Raw genomic sequence first — 21109 nt, 5'->3', positions numbered from 1 at the left:
TGGCCGTGACCGGCCATGCCCCCGCCTGCTGCCCATGGCCCGTATCCCCGACGCATTCATCGACGACCTGCTGGCCCGCTCCGACATCGTCGAGGTGGTGGGCAGTCGCGTGCCGCTGAAGCGCCAGGGCAAGGAATACGCCGCGCGCTGCCCCTTCCATGACGAGCGCTCGGCCTCGTTCACGGTCTCACCGACCAAGCAGTTCTATCACTGCTTCGGCTGCGGCGCGCATGGCACGGCGATCAGCTTCCTGATGAATTACGACCGCCTCGAGTTTCTCGACGCGGTCGATGAGCTGGCCAAGCGCGTGGGCATGGAAGTGCCGCGCGATACCCAGCCGCGCACCGCCCAGCAGCAGGACGACAGCCGCGATCTGTACTCGGCGCTGGACGCGGCCACGCGCTTCTTCCAGACCGCGCTGAAAGGCAGCGACAAGGCACGCGCCTACCTGGACCAGCGCGGCGTCGATGAGGAGAACCGCGAGCGCTTCGCCATCGGTTACGCACCGGACGGCTACAGCGCGTTGAAGGATGCACTGGGCAAGGACGAGCGGCGCATGAAGCTGCTCGACCGCGCCGGCCTGTTTTCCAAGAACGACCGCGGCCACGTCTACGACAAGTTCCGCGACCGGGTCATGTTCCCGATCTTCGACCGCCGTGGCCGCGTGATCGCGTACGGCGGCCGGGTGATGGAGAAAGACGACGGCCCGAAGTACCTCAACTCGCCCGAGACCGCGCTGTTCCACAAGGGCCGCGAGCTGTACGGCCTGTGGCAGGTGCGCCAGGCCAACCAGAAGATCGAGCGGCTGATCGTGGTCGAGGGCTACATGGACGTGGTCTCGCTGTTCCAGTTCGGCGTCACCCAGGCGGTGGCGACACTGGGCACGGCGACCACGCCGGACCACGCCGAGCTGCTGTTCCGCAACGCGCCGGACGTGTTCTTCTGCTTCGATGGCGATGCCGCCGGCCGTCGCGCCGGCTGGCGCGCGTTGGAGTCGGTGCTGCCGCGCATGAAGGACGGCCGCCAGGCCTTCTTCCTGTTCCTGCCCGATGGTGAAGACCCGGACACCATCGTGCGCAAGGAAGGCCGCGAGGGCTTCGATGCCCGGCTGCAGCAGGCCACGCCGCTGTCGCAGTTCTTCTTCGACGAGCTCACCCGTGAGGTCAACATGGGCACGCTCGACGGCAAGGCACGCCTGGCCGAACGGGCCAAGCCGATGCTGGCACAGATTCCCGATGGCGCCTTCGGCGACCTGATGAAGCAGCAGCTGACCACGCTGACCGGCTTGGGCGCCAAGCCCAGTGCGTCCGCGCAGCCGTCACGCCAACCGCAGCGCGCGGTGGCACCGGCACAGCGCCGCAGCCTGGTGCGCGCGGCCATCGCGATCCTGCTGCAGCAGCCCTCGCTGGCGATGACCCTGGAAGGCCATCACTTCACCGGCCTGCGCCTGCCCGGCATCGAACTGCTGACCGAACTGCTGACCCTGGTCGAGCAGCGCCCGGACATCAGCACCGGCGCGCTGCTGGAGCACTTCGAAGGCCGCGAGGAACAGGAATCGCTGCACAAGCTGGCCGCGCAGACCCTGCCTGGTGATGAGGCGATGTGGACCCAGGAACTGCATGACGCAGTGGCCCAGCTGGAAAAACAGCTGCTGATGCAACGTCTGGATGAGCTTCAGGCAAAGCAGAGCCAGCAGGGTCTGGACGATACTGACAAGTACGAGCTGCGCGAACTGCTCAAGGCGCGCAGCACCCTCCGCTTCTGACCAACGGAGCCGCCGTGGCATCCCACCTCGCGAACCCCGCTGCATCGATCCTCCGCTGGCTCCGCGCTGGCGTCATCGCCGCACTGCTGGCGCCATGCACGCCCGCCTGGGCCGCGGAGCTGCCCTTCGCGCAGCCACGGCCGCAGCTGTACACCGCCGGACAACCCAGCGCCGCTCAGCTACAGCAGGCCGCCGCGGCCGGCGTCACGACGCTGATCGACCTACGCCAGCCTGGCGAAGCGCGCGGCTTCGATGAAACCGCCGCGGCCGAACGCCTGGGGCTGCGCTATGTGCGCATACCGGTCGCCGGTGCCGCCGGCCTGACCGACGCCAATGCGCAGGCCCTGCGTACCGCGCTGGCGCAGAGCCAAGGCCCGGTGCTGCTGCACTGCGCCTCCGGCAATCGCGCCGGTGCGCTGCTGGCACTACTGCAGGCGCGTGACGGTGCCTCGGTGGACCAGGCCCTGCAGTTCGGCCGCGAGGCCGGCATGACCTCGCTGGAAGCACCGACCCGTGCGCTGCTGGAGCAGGACGCCGCGCGTTGACCCTGCTCTTCTTCCCCCGCTTACTTCCCTGCTCTACAGGAGCCTGCCCACCATGACCCGCTGGTGGTCGCGCCTGCGACCGGACAACTTCACCCTCGCCCTGCTCTGCACCGTGCTGCTGGCGTCCTTCCTGCCGATGCATGGCGCCGCCGCGATGGTGCTCGACGATGTCACCGACGTCGCCATTGCCGCGCTGTTCTTCCTGCACGGCGCGCGCCTGCCACGAGAGTCGATCGTCGCCGGCCTGCTGCACTGGCGCCTGCACCTGACCATCCTGGCCTGCACCTTCGTGATGTTCCCGCTGCTGGGCCTGATGTTCAAACCGCTGGATGGCTGGCTGCTCACGCCCGAGCTGTACATCGGCGTGCTGTTCCTGTGCGCGCTGCCGTCCACGGTGCAGTCCTCGATCGCGTTCACCTCGATTGCCCGTGGCAACGTCCCGGCGGCGGTGTGCAGCGCCTCGCTGTCGAGCATCCTCGGCGTCTTCCTGACCCCGCTGCTGCTGGCCCTGCTGGCCGGCACCGAAGGCGGCATGCACAACCCCGGCCAAGCCATCGTCAGCATCATGCTGCAGCTGCTGGTGCCGTTCGTGGCCGGCCATCTGCTGCGCCCGTGGATCGCCCGCTGGGTAGAGAAGCAGCGCGCGCTGCTGCGCTATACCGACCAGGGCACGATCCTGCTGGTGGTCTACTCCGCCTTCGGCGAAGCCGTCAGTGAGGGGCTGTGGAGCAAGACGCCGCTGTTGTCGCTGCTCAGCGTGGCGGTGGTGGCAGCCGTGCTGCTCGGCATCGCGATGCCGCTGATCCGCTTCATCGCGCGCCGGCTGGGCTTCAACCGCGAAGACGAGATCACCATCCTGTTCTGCGGCTCGAAGAAGAGCCTGGCCACCGGCGTGCCGATCGCCAAGGTCCTGTTCGCCGGCGGCAGTCTCGGTGCGATCGTGCTGCCGATCATGATCTACCACCAGATCCAGTTGATCGTCTGCGCGATGATCGCGCAGCGGTATGCGCGTGATCCGGTGGAGCCGGCGACGGGTAAGGGAGGTAGTTGAGCGCGCTCGACCTCCTGCCGCGTAGAGCCTCGCCCTACGCGGCATAGCTGAACATCCCCAATCGCAAGCGGCTATTCCACCCACCGCGCCACGCTGAAGCGCGGTAGCCAGATCTGCAGATCGTATGACCGGTCCGAGCCCGTTCTCTGCAGCGGCGAAGGCCCGGTGTATGCCGGCAGTGATCGCGCGCCGCATTGCCGATGCTGTGTGCAGCCCCATGCCTCGCCGCTGCGCGCATCGACCCGCACCGCGTAGGGTTGGAGATCGAGCAGCAAGGCGGTCATCGGCGGCCACGGCAGCCCCTCCGGCTGAGTGCGCATGGCATGCACATTCCCGGTAAGTACCAGCAGCCGCCCATCGGAAGGCAACGTTGCGTGGTGCGCGCGCAGTGCATCGGCCATCGCCGCATCACGCGCGCCGGTACCGGCCTGTGCCGCCGGCAGCACCTGGTCGAACCCAACGACCTGTACATCGTGGCCCTGCACGCGCAGGACCCGCACCGCCTCGATCAGCGACAGCGTGTCTTCATTGCGACGGCCGTCGTGCGGCTTACCGGCGGTGCGCCAGTAGGAGGTGGTGCGCACCGCCTGGCGTGCTGCGGCGTCACCGTTGGAGGCCAGATAGGTGGCCAGCCGGGCGTTCTCGGTGGCCGGCAGTTCCAGCCCAAGGTGCACGGGGGTGCCCTGCGCGACATAGGCCTGGACCAGTTCCTGCACGAGCTGCGGCATCTCACGCGTACCGTGCAGTTCGCCCAGGACCACGAGTTGGCTTGCGCCTGCCTGCCGCATGATCTGCGCGGCCGTGTCCTCTGCGGACGCTGCCGGTGCGGCATTCGCCGCACCCAACGCCATCCCGATCACCACGCCTGCCATCCAGCGCCATCGCTTCATGCCGTCACTCCCTGTTCGGTACTGACGCAATGGCGGTGGCGAATTACCGATTCAAGGCAGCTATGCCAACCAGGGCAGCATCCAGTGATCCACCATCAGGAAGGCGAACAGCGCCATCAGGTAGACGATGGAATAGCCGAACATCTTCATCGAGAACAGTTCGTCCGGCGGATTCAGCATGCGCCACGCATACCAGAGGAAGACCGCGTTGAGCACGATCGCACCGCCGAGGTAGAACATGCCGCTCATGCCGAACACGACCGGCAGGATGCTGACGATGGCCAGGGCGATCGAATAGACCATGATCGACTTGCGGGTGTACGCCACACCATGGGTCACCGGCAGCATCGGGATTTCCGCCTTGGCGTAATCCTCGCGGCGGAAGATCGCCAACGCCCAGAAGTGCGGCGGGGTCCAGATGAAGATGATCAGCACCAGCAGCGACGCGTAGGCCCAGTCCCATGGGCCCTGCATGCCGGTGATCGCCGCCCAGCCGAGCATCGGCGGGGTGGCGCCGGCGAGGCCGCCGATGACGATGTTCTGCGAGGTCGCGCGCTTGAGGTACACGGTGTAGATCACCGCGTACCCGATCAGCGAGGCGAAGGTCAGCACGGCAGTGATCACGTTGACCCAGACCACCAGGATCGTCATCGACAGCGCGATCAGCAGGCCGGCGAAGACCAGTACCTGCCATGGCTTGACCTTGCCCACCACCAGCGGGCGCCACGAGGTGCGCGCCATCTGTGCATCGATGCGCGCATCCAGCAGCTGGTTGATCGCCGCAGCAGCCGAGGCGGCCAGCCAGATGCCGAGGAAGCCGAGTGCGCCGTCCAGCGCCTGCTGCGCGGTCGGCACCCCGGGGATGGCCAGGAACATGCCGACGAGCGCGGTGAACACGATCAGCGCGACGACCTTGGGCTTGGTCAGATCCCAGTACTGACGGTAACTGGCCATGCCGTCAGCCCGCCTGCACGGCAGGGGAGGCCGCGCTGGCCTTGCCGCCCTCGGCATCCGGCGCGCGCAGGCGCGCCAGCAACGTCACCAGCACGAACAGCAGCGCCACGGCGCCCCCGCTGTGCGCGACGGCCACTTCCAGCGGCACCGCCAGCTTCACGTTGAGGATGCCCAGGGTGATCTGCAGCACCACCAGCAGACCCAGGGCGCTCGCCCAGCCGCGCATGCTCGGCAGTCGGAACAGGCGCACCGACAGCCACAGCAGGTACACGGCGACCACGATCGCCATCATGCGGTGCGCCATCTGGATGGCAATGCGCGAAGCGCCATCGAGCACCCCGCCTTCGTAATCCACGCCGATGCCGCGCCACAGGGTGAAGCCTTCCTTGAAGTCATGCGTCGGCCACCACTGGCTGACGCAGCGCGGGAAGTTGTCCAGCGAGGCGCTGCCGCCACCGCAGGCGAGTGCGGCGTAGTTGGCGCTGACCCAGCCGCCGAGGGCGATCTGTGCGACCAGCACGGCCACGCCGGCGCGGATCAGCCACTTCAGCTTGGGCGCTTCGGCCAGGGTGATCGGCATGTGCGTGGCACGCCACGCCATCCACACCAGCAGGCCGAACATCAGCATGCCGCCGAGCAGATGGCCCATCACCACGATCGGCTTGAGCAGCCAGGTGACCGTCCACATGCCGAGCAGCGCCTGGAAGATCACCACCGCCAGCGTCAGCAATGCGGCGCGGGCCAGGTCGATGTTGGTCCAGCGCAGTGCGGCGATCAGCAGGATCGCCTCGCCGATCAAGGCGATGATGCTCGCGGGGACGTGCATCCCCATCATGTACAGCGGTATGCCGGTCGCCACCAGCACACAGGCGGTGATCACCGCGGTGCTGCCCCAGCGACGGCGGCGCGTGGCCAGCAGCGCCAGGGTGAGGATCTCGATGCCGAGTGCACCGGCCAGGAAACGGTGCACCTGCTCGCGCCACGCCTTGTGCGTTTCCAGCGGGCGGATCTTGGCGGCCTCGTGGCCGATCACTTCCTCGGCGTGCTGCGGCCAGGTGACACGGCCATAGCAGGTCGGCCAGTCCGGGCAGCTCAGGCCCGCATCGGACAGACGCACGAACGAACCGAACATGATCGTACTGGCGGTCATGATCAGCGCAAACCACGCCAGACGGTGGAAATTGCGGTGCAGCACCGGGCGTGCGGAGAGGCTCATCTAAACGGAACTCACTTCAGTTTCAGCAGCGTGGCCAGGTCTTTGCGCAGACCGGCCATATCGAATCCCGGCGCGTACCGCATGATCACGAATCCATTGGGATCGATCACATACACAGGCGTGCCGGCGGCGTCATCCACGGCGGGCAACGCAGCACGCAGGTCCGGTTGGGCGCGCAGCGCGCGCAGTGCGGGCATGCCCTGGACCTCGGCCGGCGGCGTGCCCAGCCACAGGATCTCGACATTATCGGCGTTATGGCCGAACAGCTGCCACACCTTGCCCAATCCCTGCGACAAAGTGACGCACTCGCTGGTACAGCTGGCAGACGGGGCCACCAGGATCCGCCAGGTGCGATCGTTGGGGTTCCACGGGTATGGCTGACCGTCGGCCAAGGTGGGCGGCAGCGCGCGCAGATCGGCCGGCGGCTGCAGCAACTCCCCGGTATTGCGGTGCGAGGTCGGCTGCCAGCCGGAGAAGCGCAGCACGCCCGCCAGCGCCATGGCGCCGAAGAACACGCCGAACAACGCGATCAGGGTCCAGCGGCCGCGTGAACGGGACGGCAGCCGGGCCGGGGAAGTGGCATTCATGGGCGGCATTTTCTCATGTTGAGCCGGTCAGCGCCGGGGAGTGCCACGCCGGCGGCGATGGCGACGGAATTCCAGGACCAGCGCGACCACCAGCACGGTCAACGCCAGTCCGAACCATTGCACGGCGTAGCCCAGATGGCGACTGGGCGGCAGGGTATTGGGGAGCAGCTCCAGATCGCGCGCGTAGCCGCCTGGCAGCGCCGGATCCAACCGCAGCACGCGCGCGCCAAGGCTGCCCGGCGGCAGCGACAGCGCGCGCGCCATGTCGTCAGGTGGCATCCGGCTGGCCAGCCACACGTGCGGCTGTGGCGCGGGCGACAGCGCCGGCCCCAGGGCCAGGCCGGTGGCCGGTGACGGCGCCAGCAGGCCGCGGATGGCCGTATGGCCGGTAAGCGGTGTGATCGGTGGGATGACACGATCCGGCGGCATCGGCAGCCAGCCCAGATCGACCAGCACGCGTGCGCCGTCATCACTCTGGAACGGCTGATACACCTTGAGGCCGGCGCGGCCTTCGCGGGTCTGGTTGTCGAGCAGGATCGTGCCCGGCAGGACGCGGCCGTGGTCGTCCACCCAGCGCAGCAGCGGCGGGGCGGCCTGGGCCTGGCGCAGCGTGAGCGACTGCGCGCGGGCGGGCACCTGCTGGGCCAGCAACGCCTCTTTGTCGTGCATGCGCTGCAGTTGCCAGCGGCCCAGCAGGCAGAACGCGAGGATGACCAGCACCGCGGCAATCCAGCCGATCAGGCGTGTGTGCTTGCGCATCATGACAACGCCGGCAAAACGCGGTGATATAGGCGCACCCGCCACGCCATCGAGCCGCGCATGAATGATTCGTTGAAGACCCTGCTGGTAATCGCGTTTCTGATCGTCATCGTCTGGAATCTGGGCGCCGGGCTGTATTACCTGCTGGTCGATCGCGGCCAGACCAAGCGCACCGTCAATGCCCTCACCCGCCGCATCGCGGTATCGGTGGCGCTGATCGTGCTGGTGGTCATCGGCATCTACAGCGGTTGGATCAAGCCCCACGGCATCGGCGGCTGAGGCCGCACCGGCGTCGATGCGGCAGGAGGTCGCACCGACGCTACAGCACGTACACGAACAGGAACAGCATCAGCCACACCACGTCGACGAAGTGCCAGTACCACGCGGCCGCTTCGAAACCGAAGTGGTTGTCGCGGGTGAAATGCCCCTTCGACGAGCGCAGCCACATCACCGCCAACATGACCGTGCCCAGCAGCACATGCACGCCGTGGAAACCAGTGAGCATGAAGAAGGTCGAGCCGTAGATGCCCGAACCCAGGGTGAGGTTGAGTTCCTTGTAGGCGTGGATGTACTCCTCCGCCTGCAGGGTGAGGAAGCCCACGCCGAGCAGCACGGTGATGCCCAGCCAGACCAGGAGTTGGCGGCGGTGACCGGCCTTGAGCGCGTGGTGCGCGATGGTGAGGGTGACGCCGGAGGTGAGCAGGATCAGCGTATTGATCAGCGGCAGGCCCCAGGCCGGGATGGTCTGGAAATGGCCGCCGATCGCACCCGGGCCATTGGTCGGCCACGCCGCCGAATAGCCGTCCCACAGCAGCTCATTGGTCATCACGCCGTCGCCCGCGCCGCCCAGCCACGGCAGGCCCAGGTTGCGGGTGTAGAACAGCGCCCCGAAGAACGCGCCGAAGAACATCACTTCGGAGAAGATGAACCACACCATCCCCATCCGGAACGAGCCATCCACCTGGCGGTTGTAGCTGCCGGCCTGCGATTCGCGCACCACGTCGCTGAACCACCAGAACAGGGTCAGCACCAGCATCGCGATGCCGGCGTAGAAGGTCCACTTGCCCCAGCCGGAATCGTTGAGCCAGCTGGCCACGCCGACCATGGTCACCATCATCGCAATGGAACCGATGAACGGCCATTTGCTGTGCGTGGGCACGAAGTACACGTTCGCATCGGGGCTTTGCTGGGCCATGGTCTTGGGTCCGGTCCGGATCAGGGAGCTGCACGCGCGCCGGTCGGCAGGCTGGCCGGAGCCAGCTGCGCGGACAAGGCGTCGTTCTTGTAGAAGGTGTAGGACAGGGTGATCGTGGTGATGTTGGCCGGCAGGTCGGGATCGACGATGAAGCGCACCGGCATGTCGCGTTTCTCGCCGGCCTGCAGGGTCTGCGCGGTGAAGCAGAAGCATTCGGTCTTGCTGAAGTAGCCCGATGCCTTGGCCGGCGCCACCGACGGCACGGCGCTGCCGACCAGCGCGCGATCGCTGTCGTTACGCGCGTAATAGAGCGCCTCGTTGAGCTCGCCGGGCACCACGTCCATCGTCAGCTGTTCGGGATGGAACGCCCACGGCAACTTGGAATTCACGCCGCCATCGAACTCCACCCGCACCGTGCGCTTGCCGGTGGCGGCTGCAGTGCCTGCCGCCGCGCCGGGGCCACGCTCCAGGCGCACACCGAACACCTTCTCGCAGGCGATGCGGTACAGCGGCACCAGCGAGAAGGTCAGCACGAACACCGCCAGCGCCACCCCGATCAGGCGGGGCAGGCCCGCATGACGCGCGGGTGCCGGGCGCGGATCGCTCATCGCCCGATCACCCCGCTGAGGATGAAGCCGCCATAGACCATCAGCGCGACGATCCCGACCGCCCACGCGGTGCGATGCGCGCGGCGACGTTGCAGGGCCTGCTCATCCGGCGTGCGGGTTGTGCTGGTCATGAGCGGCCTCAATGGGTGATGTCGTCATGGGCCAGATCACCCGGACGGATGGTCGGCGGCGTGGTGAAGGTATGCGCCGGTGCGGGCGAGGGAATCGTCCACTCCAGGCCCCGTGCGCCTTCCCAGCAGCGGTCGGCGGCCTTCGCGCCGTGACGCAGCGAGTGCCACAGGATCGCGGCCATCATGAAGGGCGTGACGAACATGCCGAACGCGCCGATCGAGCTGATCAGGTTCCAGTCCGCGAAGGCCACGCTGTAATCCGGGATGCGTCGCGGCATGCCGGCCAGGCCGAGGAAGTGCTGCGGGAAGAACAGCAGGTTCACGAACACGATCGACCACCAGAAGTGCACCTTGGCCCAGGTCTCGCTGTACATGCGGCCGGTCCATTTCGGCCACCAGTAATACACCGCGGCGATCAACCCGAACACCGCGCCGGTGACCAGTACGTAGTGGAAATGGGCGACCACGAAGTAAGTGTCGTGGTATTGGAAATCGGCCACCACGATCGCCAGCATCAGGCCGGAGAACCCGCCGATGGTGAACAGGATCACGAAGGCCACCGCCCACAGCATCGGCGCTTCAAAGGTGAGCGAGCCGCGCCACATGGTGCTGACCCAGTTGAACACCTTCACCCCGGTCGGGATGGAGATGAGCATCGTGGCGAACATGAAGTAGATCTCGCCGCCCAGCGGCATGCCCACGGTGAACATGTGGTGGGCCCAGACGATGAAGGACAGGAAGGCGATCGCGGCGATCGCGTAGACCATGGCCTGGTAACCGAACAGCGGCTTGCGGCTGAAGGTGGGGATGATCTCGCTGACCACGCCGAACGCCGGCAGGATCATGATGTAGACCTCCGGGTGCCCGAAGAACCAGAAGATGTGCTGGTACATCACCGGGTCACCGCCACCTGCGGCGTTGAAGAAGCTGGTGCCGAAGAACTTGTCGGTGAGCAGCATCGTCACCGCACCGGCCAGCACCGGCATCACCGCGATCAGCAGGAAGGCGGTGATCAGCCAGGCCCAGCAGAAGATCGGCATCTTCAGCAGATCGATGCCGGGCGCACGCATGTTGAGCACGGTGGCGATGATGTTGATCGCGCCCATGATCGAGCTGATGCCGGCCACGTGGATGGCGAACACGCTGAAGGCCACGTTGTAGCCACCCTGCAGCGACAGCGGCGGGTACAGCGTCCAGCCACCGGCCGGTGCACCGCCGGGCAGGAACAGGGTCAGCAGCAGCAGGCTGAAGGCCACCGGCAGCAGCCAGAACGACCAGTTGTTCATGCGCGGCAGCGCCATGTCCGGCGCGCCGATCTGCAGCGGGATCATCCAGTTGGCCAGGCCGACGAAGGCCGGCATCACGCCACCGAAGATCATCACCAGCGCATGCACGGTGGTCATCTGGTTGAAGAACTCGGGCTTGACGAACTGCAGGCCCGGTTGCGCCAGCTCAGCGCGGATGATCACGCTCATCGCCGCACCGATGATGAACATGATGAAGCTGAAAAGCAGGTAGAGCGTGCCGATGTCCTTGTGGTTGGTCGAGAAGAACCAACGCTCGAAGAACCCCTGCTGATGCCCGTGATGCCCGTCGTGGTCAACTGCGGAATGCGCCATCGCAACTACACCTCACTGTATCCGGTGGTACCCGCATCCGCCGGCTGGCGGACGCGGCTCGATTTCAGGCGTTGCTGTCTGTTGCTGCCGCGGCAGGCTCGCTGGCCGGTGCCGGTGCCGGGGTGGCCTCGGCCGGGGCAGCCGGCGCGGGCGCCGGAGCGGCCTCCGGCGCAGGGGCCGGCGCAGGCTTCTTGGAGGCCAGCCATGTCTGGTAATCCTCCTTGGAGACCGCCTCGACCACGATCGGCATGAAACCGTGATCCTTGCCACACAGCTCGGCGCACTGGCCGCGGTACACGCCGACCTGTTCGATGTTGGTCCAGGCTTCGTTGATGAAGCCGGGAATCGCATCCTGCTTCCAGCCCAGCGCCGGCACCCACCATGCGTGGATGACGTCGTCGGAGGTGATCACGAAGCGCACCTTGGTATCGACCGGCAGCACCAGGCGGTTGTCGACATCCAGCAGGTAATGCGGATGGCTGTCCCGGGTCGGCACCACGCCACTCTGGCGGACCCGGTCGGACTCACGGTCCAGGCGGCTGGTGAAGCTGACGTTCTCGCCGAGGTATTCGTACTTCCACATCCACTGATACCCGGTGACCTTGACGGTCATTTCCGAATCGCGGGTGTCGTAGAACTTGATCAGATTGGCCGTGGCCGGCCAGGCCATCACCACCAGGATGATCACCGGGATCACCGTCCAGATGACCTCGGCCTTGGTGTTGTGGCTGAAGGTGGCGGCCACCGCGCCCTTGGATTTGCGGAATTTGAAGATCGCGTAGAACAGCGCGCCGAACACCAGCACCCCGATCACGGTACAGACCCACAGCGAGAACAGGTTGGACTCCCACGCCAACCGCGAGCTCTGGGTCACGCCCTTGCCCATGTTCAATTGCCACGGTTTGGGGTCGGCCGCCTGGGCCCACGCCATGGCCGGCGCCAGCAGCGCGACCCCGCTCAACACTGACTTCCCGAACGTCCTGCCCCACTTTCTGCATTGCTTCATTGCCTAGACCCTTAGCGTCGTCGGTTGCGGCCGTCATTGGCCGCGAGCAAGCCTTCTAGTTTCTGAGCCAGTACCTGGCGTTCGGCCGGTGCGAGGAAACTCCCCACGTCCACCTGCCGACCGCTGGATGCCAGCCGGACTCTGCGCTCGTCGGCGATCAGCCTCACCCAGTGCGGGTGGGCGCTGAACACCGGCGAATGCCCGGGTGCGGGAATCACTTCCACACACGCCGGCACTACCCGGATCTCTTCCTGCCGTTCTCCACTGCGCCACACCGTGCGCAGCGCCACTGCCAGCAACACGCTGTACAGCAGAGCAAACACGGGGGCGAATACATTGCCGGTGAACCAGCCCAGGCCAGCCGCCAGCCACATCACCCCCGCCAACACCGCAAACAACAGGACGAACTGCCGGGCATCGAGCGCCCGTGGGGGGCGCAGCCGCAGTTGCGTCCCTGATCCGTCCGGAGCGATGAGCACCTCGATCATGTCGCAACCGCGTTTTTTCCTGCCGCGGGAAACGTCTCGATGGTAGCCCCGCTCTCCAGCGAGTAGCAAGGGTCCATTCACAGTTTCAGGAATGTTGCAATACAGCATTGCCTGCGGCGGCCGTTTTGACGAAAACAGCACAATAAATGGCGGGCGGGTCGAATCCGCCGAATCCCCCTGTATGAAAGGCGATGCGCCGCATGGGCGCGACCACGAAAAGCCCTTGACTCCCCCAGAAAACGATTAAAATGGTCAAGTTCTCCACGAGCCGACCGGCATGACTGCATCCTCTGTCCTTCCCCCTGCCCCGGCATCGTCCGGCGCCGCCCGCCCGCCGCTGCTGTCCCCCGAGCTGCCGGCCGTTCCCAACGCGTTCCGCCAGGCGATCACCGATGCCTGGTTGAAGGACGAGGCCACCCATGTGCGCGAGCTGCTCGAGCAGGCACGCCTGCCGGCCGCCGAGCAGGCCAAGGTGCAGGCCACTGCTGCCGACCTGGTCAAGCGCGTGCGCGTGCGTGCCCAGGACCAGGGCGCGATCGAAGCCTTCATGCGCCAGTACGATCTGGGCAGCGAAGAAGGCGTGCTGCTGATGTGCGTGGCCGAAGCACTGCTGCGCATTCCGGACCAGGAGACCGCCGACAAGCTGATCCGCGACAAGCTCGGCGATGCCGACTGGAAGAAGCACATGGGCGGCAGCGACTCGGTGCTGGTCAACGCCTCCACCTGGGGCCTGATGCTGACCGGCCGCCTGGTCCAGATCAACGATGCCACCCGCGCCGATGTGCCGGGCGCGTTCAAGCGCCTGATCGGCCGCGTGGGTGAGCCGGTGATCCGCCTGGCCGTGCGCCAGGCGATGAAGATCATGGGCCACCAGTTCGTCATGGGCCGCACCATCGACGAAGCGCTGTCGCGCTCGCACAAGGGCGACAACGCCAGCTACCGCTATTCGTTCGACATGCTCGGCGAAGGTGCGCTGACCATGAAGGACGCCAAGCGTTACCTGGAAGACTACCGTCGCGCGATCCACTCGATCGGCGGCGACCACAAGGCCCGCGGCGGCCGTCCCGATGGCGACGTCAATTCGGCACCGGGCATCTCGATCAAGCTCTCTGCGCTGTACCCGCGCTACGAGCACGCCAAGCGCGCACGCGTCATGGCCGACCTGGTGCCGGGCGTGCTGGAACTGGCGCAGCTGGCCAAGTCGTACGGCATCGGCTGCACCGTTGACGCCGAAGAAACCGACCGCCTGGAACTGTCGCTGGACATCATTGAAACCGTGGTCAGCGATGCCTCGCTGGCCGGCTGGGAAGGCTTCGGTGTGGTCGTGCAGTCCTACCAGAAGCGCACCCCGTACACGATCGACTACCTGGCTGACCTGGCCCGTCGCATCGGTCGCCGCCTGCAGGTGCGCCTGGTCAAGGGCGCGTACTGGGATGCGGAGATCAAGCGCGCGCAGATCGACGGCCTGCCGGCCTACCCGGTGTTCACCCGCAAGCAGAACACCGACGTCTCCTACCTGGCCTGCGCCAAGCGTCTGTTCACGCACAGCGATGCGATCTACCCGATGTTCGCCACGCACAACGCGCACACCATCGCGGCGGTGCAGGCGATCGCCAGGGGCGGCCAGTACGAGCACCAGAAGCTGCACGGCATGGGCGATGACCTGTATGCCGAAGTGGTGCCGGCCGACCGTCTGAACGTGCCGTGCCGCGTGTATGCGCCGGTCGGTTCGCATGAAGACCTGCTGCCGTACCTGGTGCGTCGCCTGCTCGAGAACGGCGCCAATTCCAGCTTCGTCAACCGCATCACCGACGAGAACGTGGCCATCGACGACCTGATCCGCGATCCGGTCGAAGTGGTCTCCTCGTTCGCGTCCATCCCGCATCCGAAAATCCCGCTGCCGGTCGATCTGCTGCGCAGCCAGAACCATGACAGGAAGAACTCCATGGGCGTCAATCTCGCCAACGACAACGATCTGCGCGCCCTGGCCGAGCAGCTCAACGCCGCCGTGAAGCCGTGGCACGCCGCGCCGCTGGTGCCGGGTGCCAACCCGACCGGCGCACTGTTGAACGTGACCAACCCGGCCGACACGCGCCAGATAGTGGGCCAGTGGCAGCCCGCCGACAGCGCCACCGTCGAGAAGGCGCTGGCCAATGCCGTGGCCGCGCAGCCGTCCTGGAACCGCACCCCGGCCGCCAGCCGCGCCGCGATCCTGGAACACGCCGCCGACCAGCTGGAAGCGCGCATGCCCGAGTTCATGGCGCTGTGCGTCAAGGAAGCCGGCAAGAGCCTGCCCGACGGCATCGCCGAAGTGCGCGAAGCGGTCGACTTCCTGCGCTACTACGCCAAGCAGGCGCGCGAGCAGTTCGGCCACGCCGAAAAGCTGCCCAGCCCGACCGGTGAATCCAACGAACTGCAGCTGCATGGCCGCGGTGTGTTCGTCTGCATCAGCCCGTGGAACTTCCCGCTGGCGATCTTCCTGGGCCAGGTCAGCGCCGCGCTCGCCGCCGGCAACAGCGTGATCGCCAAGCCGGCCGAGCAGACCAACCTGATCGGCTACTACGCGGTGAAGCTGCTGCTCGACGCCGGCGTGCCCGAAGGCGTGCTGCAGTTCCTGCCGGGCGACGGCGCGACCGTCGGTGCCGCGCTCACCGCCGACCCGCGCGTGGCCGGCGTGGCCTTCACCGGCTCCACCGACACCGCCCGTGCGATCAACCGCGCGATGGCCGCCCGCGACGCCGCCATCGGTGTGCTGATCGCCGAAACCGGCGGCCAGAACGCCTTCATCGCCGACTCCTCGGCGCTGCCGGAACAGCTGGTCAAGGATGCGATCGGTTCGGCCTTCACCTCGGCCGGCCAGCGCTGCTCGGCCGCGCGCGTGCTGTTCGTGCAGGACGACATCGCCGACAAGGTGATGACCATGCTGTCCGGCGCGATGGCCGAACTGAAGGTCGGTGACCCGGGGCTGCTGTCGACCGATGTCGGCCCGGTGATCGATGCCGACGCGCTGCAGATCCTCAAGGACCACGCCGTGCGCATGGAGAAGGAGGCGCGCCTGATCGCCGCTGCCACGCTCAGCGACGAAGCCGCGCACGGTACCTTCTTCGCGCCGCGTGCGTACGAACTGAAGACCCTGGACCAGCTGCACAAGGAAATCTTCGGGCCGGTGCTGCACGTGATCCGCTGGAAGGGCGACCAGCTCGATGCGGTGATCGACCAGATCAACGCCACTGGCTACGGCCTCACCCTGGGCGTGCATTCGCGCATCGATGAAACCGTCGACCGCATTTCCTCGCGCATCAACGTCGGCAACGTGTACGTCAACCGCAACCAGATCGGCGCGGTGGTCGGCGTGCAGCCGTTCGGCGGCCAGGGCCTGTCCGGCACCGGCCCCAAGGCCGGCGGCCCGCACTACCTGCTGCGTTTCGCCACCGAAAAGACCGTCACCGTGAATACCACGGCGGCCGGTGGCAATGCCTCGCTGCTGACCCTGGGCGACTGATCTCCGGCGTCATGCAGCAAACGAAAAACCCCGCGAAAGCGGGGTTTTTTGTGGGGCCTGGCACGCGCTTGGCGTCGCCGGTCAGCGGCCCGGATCACGGGCTTTCGATGGACTCGATCTGGTCCTGCATCAGCAGCTCGTTACCCATGTAGCGCTCAAACTTGATGCGGCCGAAGCCGGCGGCGTACCACGCCTCGATGCGGCCGTCTTCGAAGGTCGCGGTGACGTGGCAGGTGTCCTTGAACGTGCGCGGCTGGTTGTCGACATCCGCTTCAATGTTCTCGAAACCGACGAAGGTGTAATCGGAAAAGCCGTCGTAGTCGATCGGCTCGACGGTTTCGTCGACATGGTTGGTGCGCTCGCCCGCGCCGGTGAGCTCGAAACGATCGCCCGGCTTGGCGCTCTGCGGGAACGTCGGCGCCGGCTTGAAGGTGTCGGTCCGCGTGGGGCCGTCGCTGGACATGCTGTAACGCTCCTGGCCCAGCAGCTGGCGGCCGCTGATGTCATGGAACGTGGCCATCCCGATGCCACCACCGGCACTGTGCACCTTGAGGGCAGTCTGGCCGGCGAAGGTGACTTTTTCGATGGTCAGCGTTTCATCGGCGTTGGACCAGGACAGGCCCGGGGTCAACGTGAAACAGGCAGCGAACTCCGGCGCGGCAATGGCAGGCAGCGAGAGACCGGCCAGACCAATGGCGAGCGTGGAGCGCAGCAGCAGAGACGACATATACAGATCCTTGTCAGTAAGCACGGGACGGCAGGGCGCAGTCCGGGCGGGGATTGTACGTCGTGCTGGATGTCATTCCAGTGTTCATCGTTCCGGCCGCGCGGCGCGCGTGATCATGTCGATGCGACCTGCGATTGCAGATGCGCGTAACCGGCCGCCTGCACGAAGTCGTTCAAGTGCCACAGTCGGCCGTTGGCCGCCCAGTGGCCATCGGCGATATCGGTCATCACGATCGAACTCAGCAGCACGCGCGGATCGCCCGGTGCCACGCAACCGGCGATGGCGTCGTGCAGGTGCAGCGCGTAGTCGGCGCGTTGCTGCGCATCCAGCACGCCCTGCGGAATCCGCACCTCGACCTGGCAGGGAATGCCGCGTGCGCCGATATCCTGGCCGCCACACAGCCAGTGGCCGGCCGCGAGTTCCTGCAGCATCACCCAGCACAGCCGCTGCTGAGCTGGCTCGGCACCCAGGCCGCTGGCGCGGACGGCGGCGTCATGCACCGCCTGCAGCAGGCGTTGCCGGGTAGCGGCGTCGAACGCGTTGGCGGGAAGGGTGAGGGTGATGTTGGGCATGCGGATCGACCGGTTGCGTAAGGGGCCTCCATTGGAGCCGAACGCCCCACCGCGCGACATCGGCCGATCCGACATCTTTCGTGCACAATCAGCCAATGCACGATTTCACTGTCATCGTCCTGCCGGGTGCGTTCGCCTCCAGCGTCGCGCTTACCTTGGACATCCTCACCACGGCCGCCACCCTCGCCCCGCGCCTGGGGCTGCCGGTGCCGCGCTGGCAGGTCTGCAGCCCGGCGCGCAGCGCTGTCCGCCTGGGAACGCACCTGCAGTTGCGTGCCGCGCCGATGCCACGCGTGGCCGATGCGCAGGCGTGCTGGATCGTGCCAGGGCTGGGCGTGGAGGATCCCGACGCCATCGCACAGCGGCTGGGTGAGCCCGACATCCCGGGGGTGGTGCGGGCGCTGCGCGCGCACGTGGCGGCGGGCGGGCGTGTCGCGGCCTCCTGTGCCTCCGTCTTCCTGCTGCACAACGCCGGGCTGCTGACCGGGCGCAGCGTGACCACCACCTGGTGGCTGGCCGGCGCGTTGCAGCGGCAAGCTCCGGAGTGCCAGGTCGATCCAGACCGCATGGTGATCGACGACGCGCCGCTGATCACGGCCGGTGCTGCGCTCGGGCACACCGATCTGATGCTGTACCTGCTCCGGCAACGCTTTGGCCCGGCGCTTCCCGATGCGGTGGCGAGGGCACTGCTGCTGGATCGTCGGCAGCTGCAATCGCCGTTCATGGTCCCGGCGATGATGGCGCAGGGCAACGCGCTGATCGCCTCGCTCACCGCGCATATCGAAGCTACCCTGCCGGCCACGGTCAGCGTCGGCGCGCTCGCCGCGCATGCCGGCATGTCCACGCGCACGCTGTCGCGGCAGGTGGGCAAGGCGACCGGGCAAGGGCCGCTGCACCTGATCCGCAGCGTGCAGTTGAACCAGGCGCGCGCCCTGCTCGAGAACAGCCGCTACTCGGTGGAGACCGTGGCCGAGCGGGTGGGCTACCGCGATCCCACCGCGCTGCGCCGGCTGATGCGCAAGCGCCTCAACGCCACGCCGCGGCAGTTGCGCTGATCCGGTCCGCATTCTCTGCAGGCAACAAAAAACCCCGCTTTCGCGGGGTTTTCTGCTGCTGCGTTCAACCGATCAGGCGTTGATCAGAACTTGTAGTTGAACGAAGCGGCCAGCACGTCGCCACGGACCTTGTACTTGCCGTTGAGCGAGTTGCCCTGGTTGCCCTGGGTCGGCTTGACCAGGATGTTCGGCTCGCTGGTGAACAGGTGGGTGTAACCGAAGTTGTATTCGGTGTTCGCCGACGGGGTCCAGCCCACGCCCAGCGACAGCCACTTGCGGCTGGTATCCGGCACGCGGACGTCGCGGTGCGCGTCGGTGGTCGGGGTCTGGTCCAGCGCCACACCACCACGCAGGGTCACGGTGTCGCTCAGCTTGTAATCGGTACCCAGCGAGACGAAGGTCGTGTCGCGGTACGCGAAGTTCAGCTCCGAGTTCGGCTGGTTGGAGGCGAAGTCGATGGTGACCGTGTCGAACGCGGTCGACCACGCGGTGCGGGTCACATCACCCATGACGGTCCAGCGGTCATTGATGTTGTGGGTGACGCTCAGGGTGGCCGAGGCCGGCAGGGTCAGCGTGGCCTTGCCGCTGGTGTTGACGAACACGCCCGGCTGGGTCGCTGCCAGAATCGTCGCCGTACGGCCACCATCGTTGGGCAGATCAAAGTTGGCATCGCCGCCGGTGATCTTGTGCTCGACCTTGGAGCGGTAGCTGATGCCGATGTGGGTGTTCTCGTCCGGGCTGAACAAGCCGCCGACGGTCCAGCCCACGGCGTTGTTGTCACCCTTCACGGTCGACTTGCCATCGGCGCTGCCCGGCGCGTAGCCCGGCACGCGACCGGCGAAGAGGGCGCCGAAGTCGACAGCCTGGCTCAGCTCGATGGTCAGGTGCTCGACGAACACGGACGCGCCGAAGGACACGTACGGGTTGACGTCGTAGGACGCGGCAAAGCCCAGGTCGATGGCCTTCATATCGGTCTTCAGACCGCTGTAACGGCCGACCCAGCCATTGTCATAATCGGTCTTGAAACCGAACGGGGCGGTCAGCGAGACGCCGAAGTGGGCCTGCTCGCCGATCGGCATGTGGAAGTACGCGGCCGGAACCGGGGCGATCATGCCGGCGTCGCCGCCGTTACCGCCCGTCTGCGGCTGACCTGCGCCGTTGCGGCCGGTGCCCTTGTACTTGGCCGAGAAGCTGATCGCGCTCAGGTCGCCCTGGATCTGCATGCCCTCGAGCTGGCGCATGCCGGCCGGGTTGACGGCCATGATCGAGGCGTCGCCGGCGGCGCTGCCGGAACCGGCAAAGGCGCGGCCGAGGCCCTTGGCGCTGTTTTCCTTCAGCTGGAAGGCGGCGGCGTGGACGTGGCCCACGGCCAGGACACCGGCGATGCCGACGGCCAGGGCGGTGACGCGGGCAAGAGTGGAAGCGGTATGCATTGTTGGTTCTCTCCGGAAAGCGGTGATGTTGGCAACGCGCGCCTGCGCCGCCCCTCCCCTTGATGGGTCAGGACAACGCGCCGGATTCCCCTCCCGACATACGACGCCGTATGCGAGTATACCGAGAGCGGTTAATGAAACAATAACGTAAGTCGCCCTTGTGGCTATTCATGCTGAACGCGACATATCCCCGTCAGGTCAGCCTCCGCGCTAGGCTAGTGCCCGCATGTTCGTGTCGACCCCCTCCCGCAAGAAAGCCGCCTACCGCTGGGCCACCCCCCTGCTGTTCGCCGCGCTGTGGGTGGCCTTCCTCTGGTCGATCTCCCGGCCGGACGATGCGCGGCGAAGCCTGTGGATGGACTGGGGCGCCCTCTCGACCGGCCTGACCCATCCGCTGGACTGGTGGGCGACCCTGCAGGACGGCAGCGTGCTGCGGCTGTTCACCGCGCTGTTCCTGCACGCGGACTGGTCGCACCTGCTGGGCAACCTGGTGTTCCTGCTGATCTTCGGGCTGCCGGCCGAGCGCGTGCTGGGGCCGTGGCGGCTGATGCTGCTGTTCCTGGTGGGCGGGGCGATCTCGAATCTGACCGCCATCTACACCATGGGCAACCCGGACCAGATCATCATCGGTGCCAGCGGCGCGGTGTCGGCCTTGATCGGCGCCTACCTGGCCCTGTTCCCAGGCGCGCGGCTGGGCGTGGTGATCCCGCTGGGCCTGTTCCTGGAATTCGTCCGCGCCCCCGCCTATCTGCTGATCGGGGTCTGGGCGGCGCTGCAGGTGGTGTTCGCCTACATCGGCCCGACCTTCGGGATGGTGGCCTGGTGGGCGCATATCGCCGGCTTCGTGTTCGGCCTGGGCTACGGCGTGTATGTGCGCGCGGCGATCGCGCGGCGGCTGCGCAAGCGGCATGGGTTTTGAGGGCATGACCGGGAGCAGGTCGGCCGACAGATCGGCCAACGGGTAGTGCCGGCCGCTGGCCGGCTCCACGCAGGGTTGGATTCGAGC

General features: G+C 66.8%; 22 protein-coding genes. 7 read left to right on the top strand and 15 right to left on the bottom strand.

What is annotated here, in order from left to right; all coding sequences use genetic code 11:
* Positions 1 to 34: 34 nt before the first annotated feature.
* From dnaG to ABE483_RS06190, 3 genes are all read left to right on the top strand, one after another.
* Positions 35 to 1765, top strand: a complete 1731-nt coding sequence (gene dnaG / locus ABE483_RS06200; RefSeq protein WP_346464577.1) for a DNA primase — start codon at positions 35 to 37, stop codon at positions 1763 to 1765.
* A gap of 74 nt (positions 1766 to 1839) precedes the next feature.
* Positions 1840 to 2310 (top strand): sulfur transferase domain-containing protein, encoded by a 471-nt coding sequence (locus ABE483_RS06195; RefSeq protein ID WP_346481419.1) that lies wholly within the window; start codon positions 1840 to 1842, stop codon positions 2308 to 2310.
* Between the two features lie 52 nt (positions 2311 to 2362).
* Positions 2363 to 3361, top strand: coding sequence for a bile acid:sodium symporter family protein (locus tag ABE483_RS06190; protein ID WP_313220121.1), 999 nt, complete (start codon positions 2363 to 2365; stop codon positions 3359 to 3361).
* Between the two features lie 71 nt (positions 3362 to 3432).
* Here the strand turns inward: ABE483_RS06190 and ABE483_RS06185 are convergent, their stop codons facing one another.
* From ABE483_RS06185 to ABE483_RS06165, 5 genes are read right to left on the bottom strand one after another with little or no spacing between them, the layout of a single operon-like run.
* Positions 3433 to 4251, bottom strand: a complete 819-nt coding sequence (locus ABE483_RS06185) for a calcium-binding protein (RefSeq protein WP_313212957.1) — start codon at positions 4249 to 4251, stop codon at positions 3433 to 3435.
* 60 nt (positions 4252 to 4311) lie between these two features.
* The gene (gene cyoE, locus ABE483_RS06180; RefSeq protein WP_313212955.1) at positions 4312 to 5205 is read right to left on the bottom strand and encodes a heme o synthase; all 894 of its coding nucleotides are present in this window, start codon (positions 5203 to 5205) and stop codon (positions 4312 to 4314) included.
* 4 nt (positions 5206 to 5209) lie between these two features.
* A complete protein-coding gene (locus tag ABE483_RS06175) occupies positions 5210 to 6421 on the bottom strand; it encodes a COX15/CtaA family protein (protein ID WP_313220124.1) in 1212 nt (403 codons plus the stop codon).
* An 11-nt stretch (positions 6422 to 6432) separates the two neighbouring features.
* Entirely contained in the window at positions 6433 to 7008 is a 576-nt protein-coding gene (locus ABE483_RS06170) for a hypothetical protein (RefSeq protein ID WP_121042257.1), read from the bottom strand.
* A 27-nt stretch (positions 7009 to 7035) separates the two neighbouring features.
* Positions 7036 to 7770, bottom strand: a complete 735-nt coding sequence (locus ABE483_RS06165; RefSeq protein ID WP_346481339.1) for an SURF1 family protein — start codon at positions 7768 to 7770, stop codon at positions 7036 to 7038.
* 57 nt (positions 7771 to 7827) lie between these two features.
* On the opposite strand from ABE483_RS06165, the gene ABE483_RS06160 reads away from it, so the two are divergent.
* Positions 7828 to 8046, top strand: a complete 219-nt coding sequence (locus ABE483_RS06160; protein WP_019185993.1) for a twin transmembrane helix small protein — start codon at positions 7828 to 7830, stop codon at positions 8044 to 8046.
* A 40-nt stretch (positions 8047 to 8086) separates the two neighbouring features.
* Here ABE483_RS06160 and ABE483_RS06155 read toward each other — a convergent pair whose 3' ends face one another.
* From ABE483_RS06155 to ABE483_RS06125, 7 genes are all read right to left on the bottom strand, one after another.
* The gene (locus ABE483_RS06155; protein WP_152153731.1) at positions 8087 to 8962 is read right to left on the bottom strand and encodes a cytochrome c oxidase subunit 3; all 876 of its coding nucleotides are present in this window, start codon (positions 8960 to 8962) and stop codon (positions 8087 to 8089) included.
* A 20-nt stretch (positions 8963 to 8982) separates the two neighbouring features.
* A complete protein-coding gene (locus tag ABE483_RS06150) occupies positions 8983 to 9570 on the bottom strand; it encodes a cytochrome c oxidase assembly protein (RefSeq protein ID WP_121042251.1) in 588 nt (195 codons plus the stop codon).
* Positions 9567 to 9701: a hypothetical protein gene (locus tag ABE483_RS06145; RefSeq protein ID WP_259462181.1), complete on the bottom strand. Its 135-nt coding sequence runs from the start codon at positions 9699 to 9701 to the stop codon at positions 9567 to 9569. The genes ABE483_RS06150 and ABE483_RS06145 overlap by 4 nt, the downstream gene beginning before the upstream one ends.
* 8 nt (positions 9702 to 9709) lie before the next feature.
* A complete protein-coding gene (ctaD, locus tag ABE483_RS06140) occupies positions 9710 to 11320 on the bottom strand; it encodes a cytochrome c oxidase subunit I (RefSeq protein ID WP_019185997.1) in 1611 nt (536 codons plus the stop codon).
* Positions 11321 to 11384: 64 nt separating this feature from the next.
* Complete coding sequence (gene coxB / locus ABE483_RS06135; protein ID WP_313212741.1) at positions 11385 to 12326, bottom strand: cytochrome c oxidase subunit II; 942 nt, start codon at positions 12324 to 12326, stop codon at positions 11385 to 11387.
* Between the two features lie 11 nt (positions 12327 to 12337).
* Complete coding sequence (locus tag ABE483_RS06130; RefSeq protein WP_070426473.1) at positions 12338 to 12814, bottom strand: DUF2244 domain-containing protein; 477 nt, start codon at positions 12812 to 12814, stop codon at positions 12338 to 12340.
* An 85-nt stretch (positions 12815 to 12899) separates the two neighbouring features.
* A complete protein-coding gene (locus tag ABE483_RS06125; protein WP_313212743.1) occupies positions 12900 to 13079 on the bottom strand; it encodes a hypothetical protein in 180 nt (59 codons plus the stop codon).
* A gap of 12 nt (positions 13080 to 13091) precedes the next feature.
* Between ABE483_RS06125 and putA the strand changes: the two genes are divergently transcribed.
* Positions 13092 to 16316: a bifunctional proline dehydrogenase/L-glutamate gamma-semialdehyde dehydrogenase PutA gene (gene putA / locus ABE483_RS06120; protein ID WP_346481338.1), complete on the top strand. Its 3225-nt coding sequence runs from the start codon at positions 13092 to 13094 to the stop codon at positions 16314 to 16316.
* A gap of 94 nt (positions 16317 to 16410) precedes the next feature.
* Here the strand turns inward: putA and ABE483_RS06115 are convergent, their stop codons facing one another.
* Both ABE483_RS06115 and ABE483_RS06110 read right to left on the bottom strand, forming a co-directional pair.
* Positions 16411 to 17043, bottom strand: coding sequence for a hypothetical protein (locus ABE483_RS06115; protein WP_346464584.1), 633 nt, complete (start codon positions 17041 to 17043; stop codon positions 16411 to 16413).
* A gap of 113 nt (positions 17044 to 17156) precedes the next feature.
* On the bottom strand, positions 17157 to 17615 hold the full coding sequence (locus ABE483_RS06110; RefSeq protein WP_346481337.1) for a hypothetical protein: 459 nt from the start codon (positions 17613 to 17615) through the stop codon (positions 17157 to 17159).
* A gap of 95 nt (positions 17616 to 17710) precedes the next feature.
* Between ABE483_RS06110 and ABE483_RS06105 the strand changes: the two genes are divergently transcribed.
* A complete protein-coding gene (locus ABE483_RS06105; RefSeq protein ID WP_313212747.1) occupies positions 17711 to 18670 on the top strand; it encodes a helix-turn-helix domain-containing protein in 960 nt (319 codons plus the stop codon).
* Positions 18671 to 18753: 83 nt separating this feature from the next.
* On the opposite strand, the gene ABE483_RS06100 is transcribed toward ABE483_RS06105, so the two are convergent.
* Positions 18754 to 20103, bottom strand: a complete 1350-nt coding sequence (locus tag ABE483_RS06100) for an outer membrane protein transport protein (RefSeq protein WP_346481336.1) — start codon at positions 20101 to 20103, stop codon at positions 18754 to 18756.
* A 226-nt stretch (positions 20104 to 20329) separates the two neighbouring features.
* On the opposite strand from ABE483_RS06100, the gene ABE483_RS06095 reads away from it, so the two are divergent.
* Positions 20330 to 21022 carry a rhomboid family intramembrane serine protease gene (locus tag ABE483_RS06095; RefSeq protein ID WP_313212749.1) on the top strand — a complete coding sequence of 231 codons (693 nt, stop codon included), beginning with the start codon at positions 20330 to 20332 and terminating at the stop codon, positions 21020 to 21022.
* Positions 21023 to 21109: the final 87 nt, after the last annotated feature.

This window comes from Stenotrophomonas sp. TWI602 (assembly GCF_039674045.1).
Taxonomy (GTDB): domain Bacteria; phylum Pseudomonadota; class Gammaproteobacteria; order Xanthomonadales; family Xanthomonadaceae; genus Stenotrophomonas.
Note: the sequence above shows the minus strand (reverse complement) of the source record. Positions and strands in the feature narration are given on the sequence as shown.

Excerpts from the sequence above, each read along its gene's own strand:
- ABE483_RS06165 (WP_346481339.1), bottom strand. The coding sequence starts at position 7,770 with ATGATGCGCAAGCACACACGCCTGATCGGCTGGATTGCCGCGGTGCTG.
- ABE483_RS06185 (WP_313212957.1), bottom strand. The coding sequence starts at position 4,251 with ATGAAGCGATGGCGCTGGATGGCAGGCGTGGTGATCGGGATGGCGTTG.
- dnaG (WP_346464577.1), top strand. The coding sequence starts at position 35 with ATGGCCCGTATCCCCGACGCATTCATCGACGACCTGCTGGCCCGCTCC.
- ABE483_RS06130 (WP_070426473.1), bottom strand. The coding sequence starts at position 12,814 with ATGATCGAGGTGCTCATCGCTCCGGACGGATCAGGGACGCAACTGCGG.
- putA (WP_346481338.1), top strand. The coding sequence starts at position 13,092 with ATGACTGCATCCTCTGTCCTTCCCCCTGCCCCGGCATCGTCCGGCGCC.
- coxB (WP_313212741.1), bottom strand. The coding sequence starts at position 12,326 with ATGAAGCAATGCAGAAAGTGGGGCAGGACGTTCGGGAAGTCAGTGTTG.
- ABE483_RS06175 (WP_313220124.1), bottom strand. The coding sequence starts at position 6,421 with ATGAGCCTCTCCGCACGCCCGGTGCTGCACCGCAATTTCCACCGTCTG.
- ABE483_RS06170 (WP_121042257.1), bottom strand. The coding sequence starts at position 7,008 with ATGAATGCCACTTCCCCGGCCCGGCTGCCGTCCCGTTCACGCGGCCGC.
- ABE483_RS06190 (WP_313220121.1), top strand. The coding sequence starts at position 2,363 with ATGACCCGCTGGTGGTCGCGCCTGCGACCGGACAACTTCACCCTCGCC.
- ctaD (WP_019185997.1), bottom strand. The coding sequence starts at position 11,320 with ATGGCGCATTCCGCAGTTGACCACGACGGGCATCACGGGCATCAGCAG.
- ABE483_RS06100 (WP_346481336.1), bottom strand. The coding sequence starts at position 20,103 with ATGCATACCGCTTCCACTCTTGCCCGCGTCACCGCCCTGGCCGTCGGC.
- ABE483_RS06115 (WP_346464584.1), bottom strand. The coding sequence starts at position 17,043 with ATGTCGTCTCTGCTGCTGCGCTCCACGCTCGCCATTGGTCTGGCCGGT.
- cyoE (WP_313212955.1), bottom strand. The coding sequence starts at position 5,205 with ATGGCCAGTTACCGTCAGTACTGGGATCTGACCAAGCCCAAGGTCGTC.
- ABE483_RS06095 (WP_313212749.1), top strand. The coding sequence starts at position 20,330 with ATGTTCGTGTCGACCCCCTCCCGCAAGAAAGCCGCCTACCGCTGGGCC.
- ABE483_RS06150 (WP_121042251.1), bottom strand. The coding sequence starts at position 9,570 with ATGAGCGATCCGCGCCCGGCACCCGCGCGTCATGCGGGCCTGCCCCGC.
- ABE483_RS06155 (WP_152153731.1), bottom strand. The coding sequence starts at position 8,962 with ATGGCCCAGCAAAGCCCCGATGCGAACGTGTACTTCGTGCCCACGCAC.
- ABE483_RS06145 (WP_259462181.1), bottom strand. The coding sequence starts at position 9,701 with ATGACCAGCACAACCCGCACGCCGGATGAGCAGGCCCTGCAACGTCGC.
- ABE483_RS06105 (WP_313212747.1), top strand. The coding sequence starts at position 17,711 with ATGCACGATTTCACTGTCATCGTCCTGCCGGGTGCGTTCGCCTCCAGC.
- ABE483_RS06110 (WP_346481337.1), bottom strand. The coding sequence starts at position 17,615 with ATGCCCAACATCACCCTCACCCTTCCCGCCAACGCGTTCGACGCCGCT.
- ABE483_RS06160 (WP_019185993.1), top strand. The coding sequence starts at position 7,828 with ATGAATGATTCGTTGAAGACCCTGCTGGTAATCGCGTTTCTGATCGTC.